At 74.7% G+C, this 15,231-nt stretch carries 16 protein-coding genes; 7 read left to right on the top strand and 9 right to left on the bottom strand.

All coding sequences use genetic code 11. From position 1 onward, the window contains the following. The first annotated feature begins 46 nt into the window (after window positions 1-46). From ACOJTC_RS15905 to ACOJTC_RS15890, 4 genes are all read left to right on the top strand, one after another. Window positions 47-871, top strand: coding sequence for an ATP-binding cassette domain-containing protein (locus tag ACOJTC_RS15905; RefSeq protein WP_204924911.1), 825 nt, complete (start codon window positions 47-49; stop codon window positions 869-871). Beyond that, window positions 868-2,127, top strand: a complete 1,260-nt coding sequence (locus ACOJTC_RS15900; RefSeq protein ID WP_357926474.1) for a sugar ABC transporter permease — start codon at window positions 868-870, stop codon at window positions 2,125-2,127. The genes ACOJTC_RS15905 and ACOJTC_RS15900 overlap by 4 nt, the downstream gene beginning before the upstream one ends. 40 nt (window positions 2,128-2,167) lie before the next feature. Then, window positions 2,168-3,349 (top strand): ROK family protein, encoded by a 1,182-nt coding sequence (locus ACOJTC_RS15895; RefSeq protein WP_420117457.1) that lies wholly within the window; start codon window positions 2,168-2,170, stop codon window positions 3,347-3,349. Between the two features lie 131 nt (window positions 3,350-3,480). Continuing rightward, window positions 3,481-4,218: a DUF4142 domain-containing protein gene (locus ACOJTC_RS15890; protein ID WP_204924908.1), complete on the top strand. Its 738-nt coding sequence runs from the start codon at window positions 3,481-3,483 to the stop codon at window positions 4,216-4,218. Between the two features lie 88 nt (window positions 4,219-4,306). On the opposite strand, the gene ACOJTC_RS15885 is transcribed toward ACOJTC_RS15890, so the two are convergent. The 4 genes from ACOJTC_RS15885 to tsaB are packed head-to-tail and all read right to left on the bottom strand — an operon-like array spanning window position 4,307 to window position 6,797. Next, entirely contained in the window at window positions 4,307-4,561 is a 255-nt protein-coding gene (locus ACOJTC_RS15885) for a hypothetical protein (RefSeq protein WP_204924907.1), read from the bottom strand. A 13-nt stretch (window positions 4,562-4,574) separates the two neighbouring features. Continuing rightward, a complete protein-coding gene (gene tsaD, locus ACOJTC_RS15880) occupies window positions 4,575-5,621 on the bottom strand; it encodes a tRNA (adenosine(37)-N6)-threonylcarbamoyltransferase complex transferase subunit TsaD (protein ID WP_420117456.1) in 1,047 nt (348 codons plus the stop codon). Further along, the gene (gene rimI / locus ACOJTC_RS15875; RefSeq protein WP_420117455.1) at window positions 5,614-6,090 is read right to left on the bottom strand and encodes a ribosomal protein S18-alanine N-acetyltransferase; all 477 of its coding nucleotides are present in this window, start codon (window positions 6,088-6,090) and stop codon (window positions 5,614-5,616) included. The genes tsaD and rimI overlap by 8 nt, the downstream gene beginning before the upstream one ends. Continuing rightward, window positions 6,087-6,797: a tRNA (adenosine(37)-N6)-threonylcarbamoyltransferase complex dimerization subunit type 1 TsaB gene (gene tsaB / locus ACOJTC_RS15870; protein ID WP_420117454.1), complete on the bottom strand. Its 711-nt coding sequence runs from the start codon at window positions 6,795-6,797 to the stop codon at window positions 6,087-6,089. The genes rimI and tsaB overlap by 4 nt, the downstream gene beginning before the upstream one ends. Before the next feature lie 434 nt (window positions 6,798-7,231). Here tsaB and ACOJTC_RS15865 point away from each other — a divergent pair, with 434 nt between their 5' ends. Then, entirely contained in the window at window positions 7,232-7,939 is a 708-nt protein-coding gene (locus ACOJTC_RS15865; protein ID WP_420117453.1) for a helix-turn-helix domain-containing protein, read from the top strand. An 81-nt stretch (window positions 7,940-8,020) separates the two neighbouring features. Here the strand turns inward: ACOJTC_RS15865 and ung are convergent, their stop codons facing one another. From ung to ACOJTC_RS15840, 5 genes are all read right to left on the bottom strand, one after another. Continuing rightward, window positions 8,021-8,722: a uracil-DNA glycosylase gene (gene ung, locus ACOJTC_RS15860; protein WP_204924903.1), complete on the bottom strand. Its 702-nt coding sequence runs from the start codon at window positions 8,720-8,722 to the stop codon at window positions 8,021-8,023. 71 nt (window positions 8,723-8,793) lie between these two features. After that, window positions 8,794-9,276 carry a tRNA (adenosine(37)-N6)-threonylcarbamoyltransferase complex ATPase subunit type 1 TsaE gene (tsaE, locus tag ACOJTC_RS15855; protein WP_204924902.1) on the bottom strand — a complete coding sequence of 161 codons (483 nt, stop codon included), beginning with the start codon at window positions 9,274-9,276 and terminating at the stop codon, window positions 8,794-8,796. Continuing rightward, window positions 9,273-10,370: an alpha/beta fold hydrolase gene (locus tag ACOJTC_RS15850; RefSeq protein ID WP_204924901.1), complete on the bottom strand. Its 1,098-nt coding sequence runs from the start codon at window positions 10,368-10,370 to the stop codon at window positions 9,273-9,275. Before ACOJTC_RS15850 ends, tsaE begins: the two co-directional genes overlap by 4 nt. Then, window positions 10,367-11,485: an alanine racemase gene (gene alr / locus ACOJTC_RS15845; RefSeq protein WP_420117452.1), complete on the bottom strand. Its 1,119-nt coding sequence runs from the start codon at window positions 11,483-11,485 to the stop codon at window positions 10,367-10,369. The genes ACOJTC_RS15850 and alr overlap by 4 nt, the downstream gene beginning before the upstream one ends. Window positions 11,486-11,556: 71 nt before the next feature. Next, on the bottom strand, window positions 11,557-13,026 hold the full coding sequence (locus tag ACOJTC_RS15840; RefSeq protein ID WP_420117451.1) for an NAD(P)H-hydrate dehydratase: 1,470 nt from the start codon (window positions 13,024-13,026) through the stop codon (window positions 11,557-11,559). A gap of 252 nt (window positions 13,027-13,278) precedes the next feature. Between ACOJTC_RS15840 and ACOJTC_RS15835 the strand changes: the two genes are divergently transcribed. Together ACOJTC_RS15835 and ACOJTC_RS15830 are read left to right on the top strand one after the other, a co-directional pair. Continuing rightward, window positions 13,279-13,575 carry a hypothetical protein gene (locus ACOJTC_RS15835; protein ID WP_420117450.1) on the top strand — a complete coding sequence of 99 codons (297 nt, stop codon included), beginning with the start codon at window positions 13,279-13,281 and terminating at the stop codon, window positions 13,573-13,575. Beyond that, window positions 13,572-15,224 carry an alpha/beta hydrolase gene (locus ACOJTC_RS15830; RefSeq protein ID WP_420117449.1) on the top strand — a complete coding sequence of 551 codons (1,653 nt, stop codon included), beginning with the start codon at window positions 13,572-13,574 and terminating at the stop codon, window positions 15,222-15,224. Before ACOJTC_RS15835 ends, ACOJTC_RS15830 begins: the two co-directional genes overlap by 4 nt. The last annotated feature ends 7 nt before the right edge of the window (window positions 15,225-15,231 follow it).

The following is a 15,231-nucleotide window of genomic DNA, read 5'->3' as shown; positions in this document are numbered from 1 at the left end:
CGCCGGACGGGCTCCGAGATCTTCCCTCCGTCCGAAGGAGACCCCCGTGTCCGCGACCCCCCTGCTGGAACTGCGCGGGATCGACAAGAGCTTCGGTCCCGTCCAGGTCCTGCGCGACGTCGCCCTCGCCGCCCACGCCGGAGAGGTGACCGCACTGGTCGGCGACAACGGCGCCGGCAAGTCCACCCTGGTCAAGTGCATCAGCGGCATCTACCCGGCCGACGCCGGCGAGTTCCTCTTCGACGGCCGACCGGTGACCATCACCAGCCCCCGGGACGCCGCCAACCTGGGCATCGAGGTCGTCTACCAGGACCTCGCGCTCTGCGACAACCTCGACATCGTGCAGAACATGTTCCTCGGCCGGGAGAAGCACAGCGGGCTGGTGCTCGACGAGCCGATCATGGAGCAGATGGCGGCAGAGACCCTCGCCGGGCTCTCCGTACGGACGGTGAAGTCGCTGCGCCAGCACGTCTCCAGCCTCTCCGGCGGGCAGCGGCAGACCGTCGCCATCGCCAAGGCGGTGCTCTGGAACAGCAAGCTGGTCATCCTCGACGAGCCGACCGCCGCGCTGGGCGTGGCACAGACCGCCCAGGTCCTCGAACTGGTCCGCCGGCTGGCCGACAAGGGCCTGGCGGTGGTGCTGATCTCGCACAACATGAACGACGTCTTCGCGGTCTCCGACCGGATCGCCGCGCTCTACCTCGGCCAGATGGTCGCCCAGGTGAAGACCACCGACATCACCCACTCGCAGGTCGTCGAGTTGATCACCGCCGGCCGTTCCGGCAACCTCGGTCTCACCGGCGAACCGGTCACCGCCGGCAACGGCACCGGCGCGGGACCCGCCGACACCACTCCAGGAGGCGTTCGATGACCACCACCGCCGTGCGCAAGGAAGGCCCGGCGGCGGTCACGCCGCCGCCGACCGTCGGCAGCCACCTGCGCGGCTACTGGAGCCGGGTCCGCGGCGGCGACATCGGCGCGCTGCCCGCCGTACTCGGGCTGATCGTGCTCTGCACCGTCTTCTCGATCATGCGGCCGTCGTTCCTCACCGCCGGCAACTTCGCCAACCTGTTCACCCAGGGCGCGGCGGTCACCCTGATCGCCATGGGGCTGGTCTTCGTCCTGCTGCTCGGCGAGATCGACCTCTCCGCCGGCTTCGCCAGCGGGGTGTGCGCGGCCATCCTGGCCAACGTCGCCACCAAGGCCGGCTACCCCTGGTACGTGGCCGTGCTCGCGGCGATCATCACCGGCGTGGTCATCGGCACCGTGCTCGGCTTCCTGGTCGCCAAGATCGGTATCCCGTCGTTCGTGGTCACCCTGGCCGGCTTCCTCGCCTTCCAGGGCATCGTGCTGATGCTGATCAGCGGTGGCGCCAACATCTCGGTCAACGACGAGGTGCTGGTGGCGATCGCCAACCGCAACCTGCCCCCGGCCGTCGGCTGGGCGCTGGCCGCCGTCGCCATCGGCGGGTACGCCGCCGTGCAACTGCTGCGGCACCGCAAGCGGCTGTCCCGGGGGCTGACCACCGATCCGATGGCGGTGGTGCTCGCCCGCATCGGCGGTCTGACCCTGATCCTCGGCATCGCGGTCTACATCCTCAACCAGGAGCGCAGCCGCAACGTCCTGATCAACTCGCTCAAGGGCGTGCCGATCGTGGTGCCGGTCATCGCGGTGCTGCTGATCGTCTGGACCTTCGTGCTCCAGCGCACCAGCTACGGCCGGCACGTCTACGCCGTCGGCGGCAACAAGGAGGCCGCCCGTCGGGCCGGTATCAACGTCGACCGGATCCGGATCTCGGTCTTCGTGATCTGCTCGTCCATGGCGGCGGTCGGCGGCATCGTCGCGGCCAGCCGGGCCAACTCGGTCGACCCGAACACCGGCGGCAGCAACGTGCTGCTCTACGCCGTCGGCGCGGCGGTGATCGGCGGCACCAGCCTCTTCGGCGGCAAGGGCCGGGTCCTCGACGCGGTGCTCGGTGGCGCGGTGGTCGCCGTCATCGACAACGGCATGGGCCTGATGGGCTACAGCGCCGGGGTCAAGTACGTCGTCACCGGTGTGGTGCTGCTCCTCGCGGCCAGCGTGGACGCGCTGTCGCGCCGTCGCGCCGCCGCCTCCGGAACGCGCTGATCCGCGTACTCCAGCGGCGGAACGTGGGGTGCCAGCGACGATGCGGGTAGGACCGAGCCAGGACGAGATCCGACGGCAGAACCTCGGGGCGCTGCTCCGGCACGTCCACGTGCACGGCGCCACCTCCCGCGCGGAACTCACCACCGCCCTCGGGCTCAACCGCAGCACCATCGGCGCACTCACCGCCGACCTCGCCGGGGCCGGACTGGTCAGCGAGGGCACACCGAAGGAGACCGGCCGGGCCGGACGACCGTCGCGGGTCGTCCGGCCCGAGTCCGACCGGGTCTACGCGTACGCGTACTCGATCGAGGTGGACCGGCTGCGGGCCGCGCGGGTCGGGCTCGGCGGCGAGGTGCTCGACCGCCGGGACCTGGACCGGCCGCGTGACCTGGACGCCGGGGAGACCGTCCCGATGCTGGCCGGCGCCCTCAAGCAGATGCGGGAGCGGGTGCCCCCGGAGTCGATCTGCGTCGGTGCCGGCGTCGCCGTCTGCGGCATGGTCCGCAGGGCCGACGGGCTGGTGCGGCTCGGCCCCACCACCGGCTGGGTGGACGAGCCGATCGGGGCCGCCCTCGCCGTCGAACTCGGCGTCGAGCTGCCCGTCACCGTGGGCAACGTGGCCGACGTCGCCGCCTTCGCCGAGCACGCCCGGGGCGTCGCCGCCGGCTGCGACAACGTCATCTACCTGTACGGGGACGTCGGCGTCGGTGCCGGCATCATCGCCGGTGGCCGCCGGCTGACCGGCCACGGCGGCTACGGCGGCGAGGTCGGACACATGGTGGTGGTGCGCGACGGCACCCCCTGCGAGTGCGGCTCACGGGGCTGCTGGGAGACCCAGATCGGCGAGTACGGGCTGCTGCGGGCCGCCGGCCGTTCCGAGGCCCGGGGCCGCGACGCGCTGCTGGCCGTGTTCGACGCCGCCGACCGGGGTGACGCCCGCGCCCAGACCGCCGTACGGCACGCCGGGGACTGGCTCGGCTTCGGGGTGGCGAACCTGGTCAACATCTTCAACCCGGAGATGGTCATCTTCGGCGGCACGATGCGGGACCTCTACCTGGCCGCCGCCGCCCAGGTCCGCAGCCGGCTCAACGAGACCGGGCTGCCCGCCTGCCTGGAACACGTCCGGCTGCGAACCCCGAAACTCGGCGACGACGCGGCCCTGGTCGGTGCGGCCGAACTGGCCTTCGAACGGCTCCTCGCCGACCCGCTCGACGCCGCCTGAACGGAACCTCCCGACTCGTGCCCCGCCGGGTGAACTGATCGGCCCGACAGTCCGTACCAGTGGACGGACGGGCAGCCGGCGGGTCGCTGCCCGGCAGGACAGGTCGGCCCGGATCGAGGAGGCACCGCAGCATGGCACCGCTGGATTCCGTACGTCGTCGGCGAGGGAACCGGACCCACCGGGTGGCGGTGCTGGTCGTCACCTTCCTGGCCGGACTGGTCGTGCTACCCGGCATGGCGGTCGCCGCACCCGGCAACCAGATGAACGCCGCCGACATGACGCTGCTCAACGGCGTCCGGTTGGCCGGCCTGTGGGAGATGCCGGCCGGCACGATGGCCGCCGAGAAGGGCCAGTCCGCGCGGGTGCGAGAGGTCGGCGCGGAGATCGCCCGGCAGCACGGCGTCCTCGACGAGCTGGTGGTGCAGGCCGCCAACAAGCTGGGCGCGACGCTGCCGAGCGATCCCACCACCGAGCAGAAGGGGTGGCTGACCGAGATGCAGAACGCCTCCGGTGCTCAGTTCGACCAGATCTTCGTGACCCGGCTCCGGGTGGCCCACGGCAAGATCTTCCCGGTGATCGGCGCGGTCCGGGCCAGCACCCGGGACAACACCGTCCGCAAGCTCGCCGACGAGGCCAACAAGTTCGTCAACGACCACATGGCCATGCTGGAGAGCACCGGGCTGGTCCGCTGGCAGCAGATGCCGCCGGCCGCGATCCCGGCCGCGCAGAACGACTCGCTGGTCGCCGCCGCCCAGGCCGGTGCCGCCGGCCCGTCGGTCGCGATCAGCACCACGGTCGTCTGGGCGGTCTTCCTGCTCGCGCTCGGCGCGGGCGGCTATGCCACCTGGCGGATCACGCGCCGCAGTTGACCAGGCGCACCTGACCCGACGGCCCGCAGGCGGCACCACCGCCGGCGGGCCGTCGGGCTTTCCGAGTCCTGCGCCGGGGACGGACCGGTCAGCGGTCGACCTGGGTGAAGTCCCAGGTGTGCGGCGGGCGGGCGACCAGGGTGGCCGGCGGCTCGGGCAGCGACCGAGGGCTGCTGCGCCACTTCGAGATGACCACCACCCGGTGGTCGGTGGAGGAGAAGACCTCGCTGGACAGGTGCAGCGGATCGTGCTCGAACTCCGGCAGCGCCGTCTCGCACACCCAGGTGATCAGGTCGGCGAAGCCGTACGACTCGGCCCGCGCCTCCCACATCCGTACGATCACGTCGGCCCTCCCCTCACACGCTGACCGTGGTCAGTGGCAATGCCGAGTCGGCGGGCAGGTCCAGCCGGCTCGGACGTACCCCGGCGGCCACCAGGTGCGCCCCGAGCGCGGCGACCATCGCGCCGTTGTCGGTGCACAGCCCCGGTCGGGGCGTGCGGACCCGGATGCCGTACCGCTGCGCCCGCTGCTCGGCCATCGCCCGCAGCCGCGAATTCGCCGCCACACCCCCGCCGATGACCAGGGTGTCGATCCCGTGTTCCCGGCAGGCTGCCAGCGCCTTACCGGTGAGCACGTCGCAGACCGCCTCCTGGAAGGCGGCCGCCACGTCGGCCACCGGCACCGGCTCACCGGCCCGCCGCCGCCCCTCCACCCAGCGGGCCACCGCCGTCTTCAGCCCGGAGAAGGAGAAGTCGTAGCGGTGGGCGACGAGATCCTTGGCGGCGGTCAGGCCACGCGGGAAGGCGATCGACGCCGGGTCGCCGGCCCGCGCCTCCCGGTCGATGTACGGGCCGCCCGGGAACGGCAGGCCGAGCAGCCGGGCCACCTTGTCGAACGCCTCCCCGGCCGCGTCGTCGATGGTCGCGCCCAGCGGGGTCACCCCCCGGGCCAGGTCGTCGACGCGCAGCAGTGAGGAGTGTCCACCGGAGACCAGCATGGCGATCGCCGGCGCGGGTAGCGGACCGTGCTCCAAGGTGTCCACCGCGACGTGGGCGGCCAGGTGGTTCACCCCGTACACCGGCTTCTCGGCGGCCAGCGCGTAACCCTTCGCGGCGGCCACCCCGACCAGCAGGGCCCCGGCCAGGCCGGGACCGGAGGTGACCGCGATCGCGTCGATGTCGGCGAGGGTCACCCCCGCGTCGTGCAGCGCCCGGTCCATGGTCGGCACGATGGCCTCCAGGTGGGCCCGGCTGGCCACCTCGGGCACCACCCCGCCGAACCGGGCGTGTTCGTCCACGCTGGAGGCCAGCGCGTCGGCGAGCAGGGTGTGCCCGCGCACGATGCCCACCCCGGTCTCGTCGCAGGAGGTCTCGATCCCGAGGATCAGCGGTTCGTCAGCCATGGTCCGTCCCGTCCGCGCCCGGTTCCGCGTCGCGCCGCATGACCAGCGCGTCGGTGTTGCTCGGTTGGTAGTAGCCCCGCCGTACGCCGATCGGCTCGAACCCGTACCCCGCGTAGAGCCGCTGGGCGGGGGCGTTGTCGACGGCCACCTCCAGCAGGACGCTGCCGACCCCGCGCCGGGCGGTCTCCGCGAGCAGGTCCTCCAACAGCGCCCGGCCGATCCCGCGCCGTTGGGCGTCCCGGCGGACCGCGATGTTCTGCACCCACGACTCGCCGCCCGGGTCGACGGCCAGGCCGGCGTAGCCCAGCAGCGACCCGTCGTCGTCCAGGGCGACCCGGTAGTGGCGGCCGCTGGCCAGCTCGTTCCAGAACATCGCCGGCGACCACTGTTCGGGGCCGAACAGGTCCGCCTCGATCGGCAGTACCTCGGCGATGTGCCACCAGCGGAACCGGTCGATGCGTACCGTCACGGGAGCACCGACTTGCGGCTGGTCGCCGCGACCGCGTCCGGCCGGCGCAGGTACAGCGGGGTGAGCGTCTCGCCCGGGGCACCCGCCCGGATCCGTTCGGCGGCCAGGGCGACCAGCGCGGCGGCCTCGGGGTAGCGGGGTTCGGCGCGCACCGGCAGGCCGAGCACGTCGGCGTAGCGGTGGGCGCCGTCCCCGACCGCCTCGGTGACGGCCAGTTCCCGGGCGCGGGCGGCGGCGACCGCCGGGGAGTCCACCTCCGGACCGACGATCCGCCGGCCGGTGCCGTCGTAGACCGCCCAGTAGACCTCCTTGCGCCGGGCGTCGGCGGCGACCAGCACCCGCTGCTCCCCCACGGCCGTGCCGCCGGTAGTGCCGGCCGGGACCGGGCCGCGATGGCCGATGCCGTCGAGCGAGCAGACGCCGTACGTGGGGATGCCGAGCACCTGGCCCATGGTGGCGGCGGTGACCAGCCCGACCCGGAGCCCGGTGAAGGGGCCGGGACCGAGCCCGGCGACGATCGCACCGAGGTCGGCCGGCCTGGCGTCGACGTCGGCGAGCACCGCCTCGACCTGCGGGGCGAGCAGTTCACCGTGGGCGCGGGCGTCGACCGTGCACCGGTGCGCCCGCAGCACGACGCCGTCCGCCGTGACCTCGGCCAGCGCCGCGGTGACCGCGGGGGTCGAGGAGTCCACCACCAGTACGAGCACGGTAAGCCAGCCTAGCCGTCCACCCGCGCCGCCCGGCCACACCCCGCCCGCGCTCTCATCCCGCGCGCTCGCCCCCACCTGGGTTCTCATCCCGCGCGCTCGTCCTGCTCCTCGACCTCGGAATCGTCCCGGTCCCGGCCCCGCGCTTCTGCCTCGGAACAGCCCCTCAGGCCCACGCCTCGCTCTCGGGCCACCCCCTGTCGCCGCCCCGGCTCCCGTCCTCACCCCTGCCACCGCCCCTGGGCTCCGGCCGTCGGTGCTGCCTCGGCTTCTGGTCTTCGACAGAAGATCCTTGGCTCCTGGCCCCGTCGACGGACCACCGGATGGGGAGCCGGCCAGGCGGGGAGTGCTATCCGACGTAGAGCGGTATGCCTGTGAGTCATAAATATGACCCACAGGCATACCGCTCACTGCCGGCATATCATCATCCGGGGATGCCTGAGAGTAGTCGGCTCGCCACGGAAATCGCCGCCCTGCTTCGTCGGGAACGCAGCGTCCAGCGGCTCACCCAGCAGCAACTGGCGGTTCGGGCAGGGACGAGTCAGAGCGCGGTGGCCCGCGTCGAGCGCGGCGGGCGGGTGCCGAGCCTCGATCTGGTCGAGCGCCTCTTCGCCGCCCTCGGCCGGCAACTCGCCGTCACAGCCCAGCCGCTCGACAGCCACCTCGACGCCGAGATGGACGCCCTTGCCGCGCGGTCGCTCGCCGACCGGATCGACGAGCTGGGGCTGGACCGGCTGCTCGACCGGCTGGGCGAGTTGCCCCACCTGCTGACCGGCAGCACCGCCGCGCTGCTCCAAGGCGCGCCGGTGCCGGTCGACGCGGTCGAGATCGCCGTCCGGTGGCGCGACTCGGCCCGGTTCACCGCCTGGCTGGAAGCCGCCTACGGGCAGCGCTGGAACGCCAGGTGGCGGGAGTTCGGCGGACTGTACCTGGAGCCGGAGGAGCCGGGCGAGCACTACTGGATGACCCGGTACGGCGGGATCCGCGCCCAACTGTGCGACGAGTTCCCGGAGGCGATCGAGGTGCGACACGGGGACCGCAGCTACCGGGTGGTCCCGCTGGTCATGGTGGAGCTGACCGACCCGCAGGCCGCCGCCCTGCTGCACCGACACCGCCAACGCTCAGCCGCCGACCGCACCTGAGTCGACCCACCCCTCGGCCACCCGCCTCCCTGGGCAGCGGGCCGAGGGAGGTGGCCGGTGGCCGAGGGGTGGGCGGGCGGGTCAGCCGGCCGAGCGCTCCCAGTCGATCGTGGGCAGGCCCGCGTCGGCGAGGGCCTTGTTGGTGGCGCTGAACGGGCGGCTGCCGAGGAAGCCACGCGGGTTCATCGGGCTCGGGTGACCGGCCTCCAGCACCACGTGCCGGGGGTTGGTGACCAGGGCCGCCTTCTTGCGGGCGTACCCGCCCCAGAGCAGGAACACCACCGGCTCGTCCCGGGCGTCCAGGGCGCGGATGGTCGCGTCGGTGAACTCCTCCCAGCCCTTGTTGCCGTGCGAACCGGGGCTGGCCTGCCGGACGGTGAGCACCGCGTTGAGCAGCAGCACACCCTGCGCCGCCCACCCGTCGAGGTTGCCGCTGCGCGGCTTGGGCACCCCGAGGTCCTCGCTCAACTCCTTGAAGACGTTGCGCAGCGACGGCGGCACGGACACCCCCTCGCGCACGCTGAAGCTCAGCCCGTGCGCCTGCCCCGCCTTGTGGTACGGGTCCTGGCCGAGGATCAGCACCCGGCACTGCTCCGGGCCGCACAGCCGGTAGGCGGAGAAGAGGTCCTCCTGCGGCGGGAAGACGGTCTGGGTGGCGTACTCGCGGGCCACGAATTCGGCAAGCGCCGCCGTCCGGGCCGGGTCCAGGTGCGGGGTGAGCACGGCACGCCACTCCTGCGGCAGCAGTGCGAGCAGGTCGAGGGTGGGGGTGTCGTCGGGCATCGGCAACCTTTCACAACGAAGTCCCCGGCACTCTAGGCAGCGGGTACGACACCCCACGCCCCAGGGCCGGATCAGCGCAGCGCGGTCAGGCGGTCCGCCCAGTCCCCGCCCACCGGCTCCAACTCGACCACCCGGGTGTCGTCGTCGCGCCGGTCGATGCGTACCCGCAGGTGGGTGTCGGAAAGCTGCTCGACCAGCCCCTCACCCCACTCGACCACGGTCACCGAGTCGTCCACCGAGGCGTCCAGGTCCAGGTCGTCGATCTCGGCGCGCGGGTCGGTCGCGTCCCCCAACCGGTACGCGTCGGCGTGCACCAGGGCCACCGTGCCACCGCGCGCCGGGTCGGGCCGGTGCACCCGGGCGATCACGAAAGTCGGCGAGGTGACGTCGCCGCGTACCCCCAGGCCGGTGCCGAGCCCCTGGGTGAGGGCGGTCTTGCCGGCCCCCAGCGGGCCGGTGAGCAGCAGCAGGTCACCGGCGCGCAGCACCCCGGCGAGCCGGCGGCCGAAGGCGTGCGTGTCCTCGACCGTGGGCAGCGTGACACGCACGCTCACAACGCCTCCAGGAAGCGTTCCAGCGCGGCGTTGACCTCGTCGGCGTGTTCCAGCATCACCACGTGCCCACTGTCATGGATCTTGAGGTATTCGGCGTGCGGCAACCGGCGGACGATCTCGTCCGAGTGGATTACCGGCGTGATCATGTCCTTGTCGCCCACCACCACCAGCACCGGTGTGCCGCTCAGCGCGGCCAGCGCCGGGAACCGGGAGTGGGTGGCCAGGGTCCGCAGGTAGCGGGTCACCGTGTCGGCCGACGTCCGGGAGTTCATCCGTTCCACGTACGACACCAGGGCCGGGCTGGGTTTCGGGGTGCCGAAGCCGTAGCGGCGGGTCAACAGCCAGGCCACGTTGGACGTGGACCTGCGGGCCCGGTCGATCACGATCCCGCCGTACCGGGTGGCGTTGTTCATCATGAACAGCACCGGCGAGCCGACCCGGCCGAGCAGGGCCGGGGCGACCAGCTTCGTCTCGGCGAGCAACCCGCCCGACGTGGCCATCAGCACCGTGCCGACCACCCGGTCACCGAACAACTCCGGGTACGCCTCGGCGAACGCCATGATGGTCATCCCGCCCATCGAGTGCCCGACCAGCACCAACGGCCCCTCCGGGGCGGTCGCGTCGATCACCTTGCGCAGGGTGTGCCCGAGCGCGGCGAGGTCGTACTCGCCGGTCTCCAACCGTCCCGACCGGCCGTGCCCCGGCTGGTCGTACGCGACGATCCGGTGGTCGCCCCGCTCGGCGAGCAGCTTGCGCTGGAAGTGGAACGTCCCCATGTCCAGGCAGAAACCGTGCACCAGCACCACGGTCGGGTGCCCCGGCACCGGCCGGGTCGGCTCGACCACCTCGACGTGGATGTCGGTGCCGTCCGGCAACTCCAGCCGGTACGCCTCGTCGTAGCGCTGCGCGCCGAAGTCCTCCCCGGCGTACGGGTCGGCCGGGTCGGCCTTGAGCCGGCGGACCAGGGCCCGTTCGGTGGCCACCCCGGCGGCCAGCCCGGCGGCGGCCACCCCCACCGCGGCCCCGACCACGCCGGCGACCCTGCCGGCGGCGGTCCTCGGCCGGGGCACCCGGAACCGGCTGACCGCGCTCACGACCGCTCACCGTCGTAGACCCGGGGCACCCGGACCCCGCCGAACCGGGTGACGATCTCGTAGTTGATCGTGCCGACCGCCTCGGCCCAGTCGTCGGCGGTGGGCATGCCGTCGTCGCCGCTGCCGAAGAGGGTGGCCACGTCACCGGCGGCCACCTCGTCGTCGCCGCAGTCGAGCACGAACTGGTCCATGCAGACCCGGCCGGAGATGGTGCGTCGCTTCCCGCCGAGCTGCACCGGGCCGACGTTGGAGGCGTGCCGGGGCACCCCGTCGGCGTAGCCGAGCGGCACCACCGCCAGGTTCGCCTCCGCCCCGGTGGCGTAGGTGTGGCCGTACGACACACCGGTGCCGGCGGGGACCCGCTTGGTGAGCATCACCCGGGCCCGCGCGGTCATCGCCCGACGCAGCCCGAACTGCTGACCGGCGATCGGCGACAGCCCGTACACGGCGATCCCGGGTCGGACCAGGTCGAAGTGGGTGTCGGGGCGGGTCAGGGTGGCCGCGGAGTTGGCCAGGTGCCGGTAGCGCGGGCGCAGCCCGGCCCGCTCGACCATGGCCAGCCCCTCGTGGAAGACGGCCAACTGCCGGTCGGTGGTGGGGTGGCCGGGCGAGTCCGCGTACACGAAGTGGCTCCACACGCCGACCACCTCGACCAGGCCGTCGGCCTGGGCCTTCGCGGCGGCCTCCAGCAGGGTCGGCCAGTCGGCGACGGTGGCCCCGCCCCGGGCCAGGCCGGTGTCGATCTTCAGGTGCAGCCGGGCCGGCCGGTCGGCCGCCCGGCCCGCCTCGACCATCTCGGCGAGCTGGGACAGGCTCGCGGCGGCCAGGTCCACCCCGGCCGCCACCCCCTCGTGCAGGGGCAGCCCCGGGTCGAGCAGCCAGGCCAGCACCGGCGCGGTGATCCCGGCCCGGCGCAGCGTCAACGCCTCGTCGAGGGTGCACACCCCCAGCCAGTCCGCCCCCGCGTCGAGCGCGGCCCGCGCCGACGGGACCATGCCGTGGCCGTACCCGTCGCCCTTCACCACCGCCATCAGCTCGGCGCTGGTGCCCGACCGGAGCCGGGCCACGTTCTGACGGATCGCGTCCAGATCGACACGTACCTCGGCCTGCCACATACGCCCAGCCTACTGGCGTCGGTGATCACCCGGTCGGTGGACGCCGACCCCGGCCACCCCGCCCGCACCGGTCAGAGCAGCGGGGCCGCCACCGTACGCAGTGCGGTCGCCACGTCCGGCGCGGTCACCGGGCCGCCCCGGGCCGCCTCCCGGCCGGCCAGCCCGTGCAGGTACGCCGCGACGGCCGCCGCCCGCTCCGGGGCCAGCCCGGCGGCGAGCAGCGAACCGAGCAGCCCGGCCAGCACGTCCCCGGTGCCCCCGGTGGCCAGCGCCGGGCTGCCGGTCGGGTTGACGTACGCCCGGCCATCCGGCGTGCCGACCACCGTGCGGTCCCCCTTGAGCAGCACCACCGCGTTCATCCAGGCGGCCAGCCGCAGCGCGGCGGCGACCCGGTCGGCCCCCGGCTCCTCGCCGCACAGCCTGGCGAACTCCCGGTCGTGCGGGGTGACCACGATCGGGGCGTCCCGGTTGCGCAGCCGGTCGGCGAGCGAGCCGTCCACCAGCAGGGTCAGCGCGTCCGCGTCGAGCACCACCGGCACCGGCGCGGCCAGCACCGCGCGCAGTTCCGCCCCGGCCTGCTCGTCGGTGCCCAGGCCGGAGCCGCAGACCCAGGTCTGCACCCGACCGGCCCCGGCAACCCGTTCGGTGGCGATCACCGACGGGTGCTGCCGGACCACCTCGTCGCGGGCGCCGCCGGCGTAGCGGACCAGCCCGGTGGGGCCGGCCAGCGCGCCACCCACCGAGAGCACCGCCGCCCCCGGGTAGGTCCGCGAGCCGGTGGCCACCCCGACCACGCCCCGGCTGTACTTCTCGGAGGCGGCACCGGTGCGGGGCCACCAGTCGCGCACGTCCGACCATTCGGTGACCCGCAGCGCGGGGGTGCCGCGCAGCCACGGGCCGAGCCCGATGTCGACCAGCTCGACCTGCCCGGCCAGCGGGGCCGCCGGACCGACCACCAGGGCCGGCTTGAGCGCGCCGAACGCCACCGTCACGTCGGCCCGCACGGCGCGCGGCCGGCCCGTCCCGTCCGTCGGCACGTCGCCGGTGTCCACCGCCACCCCGCTGGGCACGTCCACCGCGACGACGGTGGCCCGGCCGCCGTCGCGGCCCCGCAACCCGGGCAGGCCGGCGACGAGTTCGTCGGCGGCGTCCCGCAGCCCGCCGGTGCCCCCGATCCCGACGATCCCGTCGAGCACCAGGTCGACCGTGGCGGGCGGGGCGTCGACCAGACGACCCCCGGCGGCCCGCAGCGCCGCCAGTCCGTCGGCGTGCGCCCGCCCGGGGGCGGTCGCCAGCACGGCGACCAGGGCACCCCGGCGGGCCCGCCGCTCACCGGCGTACAACGCGTCGCCGCCGTTGTCGCCGCTGCCGACCAGCAGCAGCACCCGCGCGCCGTACACCCCGCCCCGGTCGGCGAGCAGCAGGGCGCACCGCCGGGCCAGCCCGGCCCCCGCCCGCTGCATGAGCGTCCCCGGGGGCACGGTGGCCATCAGGCCGGCCTCCGCCGCGCGTACGTCCGACACCCGCCACACCGATCTCATGCCACCCCCGTCTGCGCCGCCGGGCGGCCGTCCCGCCCGTCCCGGTCGGGCCCGTCCGCCGTGGTCGGGATCACCCTACCGGCGGTGGAGGCGGCAGATTAGCCACCGGCGTCGCGGCCGGCAAGACCTGTGGACAACCCGGGGGTACGCCCACCGCCCGTCGTCCACAGGGCCCGCCGGCCGACCGCCCCGCCACCTAGCGTCGGCGGCACAGGTCACGGCGGCGGGCCGGGCGGGGGCGGGAGGCGGACGATGACGGACGAGCCGGTGCGGGTGGACCTGCCGGTGCTGCGGGCGACCGCCGGCGGCCTGGCCGACGAGGCGTACGCGCTGGCCCGGGGGCTGGCGGGTCACCCCGGGCTGGTGCTGTCCTCGCCGGGTTGGCGGGCCGGGGCCGCCCTGGCCGGGCTGGAGTCGGCGGTGCACGCCTGGCACGGGGTGCTCGGCGTACGGGTCGCCGAGACCGGTACCGCGCGGCGCGACGCGCCCGTGGCGTCCGCGGCTGCCCACGACCGGGCCGCCGGGCGGCTGGCCGGTCGACCCCGATGATCGGGTACGCCCAGCTCTGGGCCGCCTCCCCGAGCGACTGGGTGGCGGCGGGGGTGGCCTGGCGCGGGCTGGAGGCGCCGGTCACCCGACGGAGGTCCGGGCTGGCCGAGCGGGCGGCGACGCTGCGGGCGGGCTGGTCGGGTGGGGCGGCCACCAGGGCCGGCGGCCGGCTCGACGGGCTGCGCGCGGAGCTGGGCACCATCCTGCCGGCGCTGGTCGAGACCGATCAGGTGCTCGCCGAGTTCGCCGGTCGGCTGCGGGTGGCCAAGGGCCGGCTCGCCGAGGCGGTGGCGCTGGCCGACCGTACCGGCGTGGCGGTCGACCGGCACGGCGGGCTGCGGGCGGTCCCCCCGACCTGGCGCGGCCCCGAGTCGGGTGTGCTGCCGGCTTGGGCGGGTGCCCGCCCCGGCCCGTCCGGCGGCGGGGGTGGCAACGGTGGCGGGGCGGGATCGCCGGCGGCGGTGGCCCAGGTGGCGGCGGCGCTGCGGGAGGCGCTGGCGCTGGCCGACGTGGCCGACCGGGAGGTCGCCGGCCGGCTGGCCGAGTTGACCGGGGCGGCCCGCACCGGCTGGGTGCAGCGGCCACCACCGGGCCGGCCGACCGACGATGCCACGCCGGCGGCGGTCCGCGCCTGGTGGGACGGCCTCACCCCGGCCCAGCGGCGCTGGCTGGTGCTGCACGAGCCGGCCCGGATCGGCCCGCGCGACGGGGTGCCGGCGGCGGCCCGGGACCAGGCGAACCGGCTGCTGCTGGCCGGGCACCGGGAGGCCCTGTTGGCCGAACGCCGGGCGGTGTCGGCCAGCGGGTCGGGCGGGCGCTCCCGGCTGCGCCGGATCGACCGGACGCTGGCCACCCTGGACGGGCTCGCCGGGCGGCTCGCCGCGACGACGGGACCCCGGCCCTACCTGCTCGGGCTCGACCCGCGCGGCGACGGCCGGGCGATCGTCGCGCTGGGCAACCCGGACCGGGCCCACCGGGTGCTGACCTACGTGCCGGGGATGACAAGTGACCTCGCCGACGTCCCCGGCGAGCTGGGTCGGGCGGCCCGGGTACAGGACCGGTGCACCGCCCTCGCCCCCGGTGACGAGACGGCGGCGGTGCTCTGGCTGGACTACGACGCCCCCGACTTCCTGCCCGAGGCGTCCTCACCGGCCCAGGCCCGGAACGCCGGGCCCGACCTGCACCGCTTCCAGGAGGGGCTGCGCGCCACCCACGACGGGCCGGCGGCCCGGCAGACCGTACTGGGGCACAGCTACGGGTCGCTGGTGGTGGGCAGCGCCGCCCGCGACCACGGGCTGGCCGCCGACGCGCTGGCCTTCGTCGGGTCACCGGGGGTGGGGGTGGACCGGGCCGGGGCGCTCGGCCTGCCACCGGGGCAGGTCTGGTCGAGCACCGCCGGCGATGACGTGATCCGGCTGGTCGAGCCGCCCCGGGAGCTGGCCGGCCGGGCGGTGCTGGCCACCTCGCCGCTGGCGAGCGCCGCCTCGCTGTTCCGCCCGGACGACCACCGGTTGTGGTTCGGGCACGATCCGAGCGATCCGGGCTTCGGCGGCCGGACCTTCCCCAGCGGTCGGGGCGGCCACACCGGTTACTGGGAGCCCGACAACCCCGCCCTGGACGGGATGGCCCGGATCGTGCTGGGCCGGTGAGCGGCGT

The sequence above is a fragment of the Micromonospora sp. genome, assembly GCF_048594385.1.
Classification (GTDB): Bacteria; Actinomycetota; Actinomycetes; order Mycobacteriales; family Micromonosporaceae; genus Micromonospora; species Micromonospora wenchangensis.
The sequence above is the reverse complement of the archived record's forward strand: the minus strand, read 5'-3'. Positions and strand labels throughout refer to the sequence as shown.

What these genes read in the sequence shown, in the direction of transcription:
- ACOJTC_RS15865 (WP_420117453.1), top strand. Translation starts at nt 7,232, where the DNA reads ATGCCTGAGAGTAGTCGGCTCGCCACGGAAATCGCCGCCCTGCTTCGT.
- ACOJTC_RS15830 (WP_420117449.1), top strand. Translation starts at nt 13,572, where the DNA reads ATGATCGGGTACGCCCAGCTCTGGGCCGCCTCCCCGAGCGACTGGGTG.
- ACOJTC_RS15840 (WP_420117451.1), bottom strand. Translation starts at nt 13,026, where the DNA reads ATGAGATCGGTGTGGCGGGTGTCGGACGTACGCGCGGCGGAGGCCGGC.
- ACOJTC_RS15900 (WP_357926474.1), top strand. Translation starts at nt 868, where the DNA reads ATGACCACCACCGCCGTGCGCAAGGAAGGCCCGGCGGCGGTCACGCCG.
- ung (WP_204924903.1), bottom strand. Translation starts at nt 8,722, where the DNA reads ATGCCCGACGACACCCCCACCCTCGACCTGCTCGCACTGCTGCCGCAG.
- tsaD (WP_420117456.1), bottom strand. Translation starts at nt 5,621, where the DNA reads ATGGCTGACGAACCGCTGATCCTCGGGATCGAGACCTCCTGCGACGAG.
- ACOJTC_RS15835 (WP_420117450.1), top strand. Translation starts at nt 13,279, where the DNA reads ATGACGGACGAGCCGGTGCGGGTGGACCTGCCGGTGCTGCGGGCGACC.
- ACOJTC_RS15895 (WP_420117457.1), top strand. Translation starts at nt 2,168, where the DNA reads ATGCGGGTAGGACCGAGCCAGGACGAGATCCGACGGCAGAACCTCGGG.
- alr (WP_420117452.1), bottom strand. Translation starts at nt 11,485, where the DNA reads ATGTGGCAGGCCGAGGTACGTGTCGATCTGGACGCGATCCGTCAGAAC.
- ACOJTC_RS15890 (WP_204924908.1), top strand. Translation starts at nt 3,481, where the DNA reads ATGGCACCGCTGGATTCCGTACGTCGTCGGCGAGGGAACCGGACCCAC.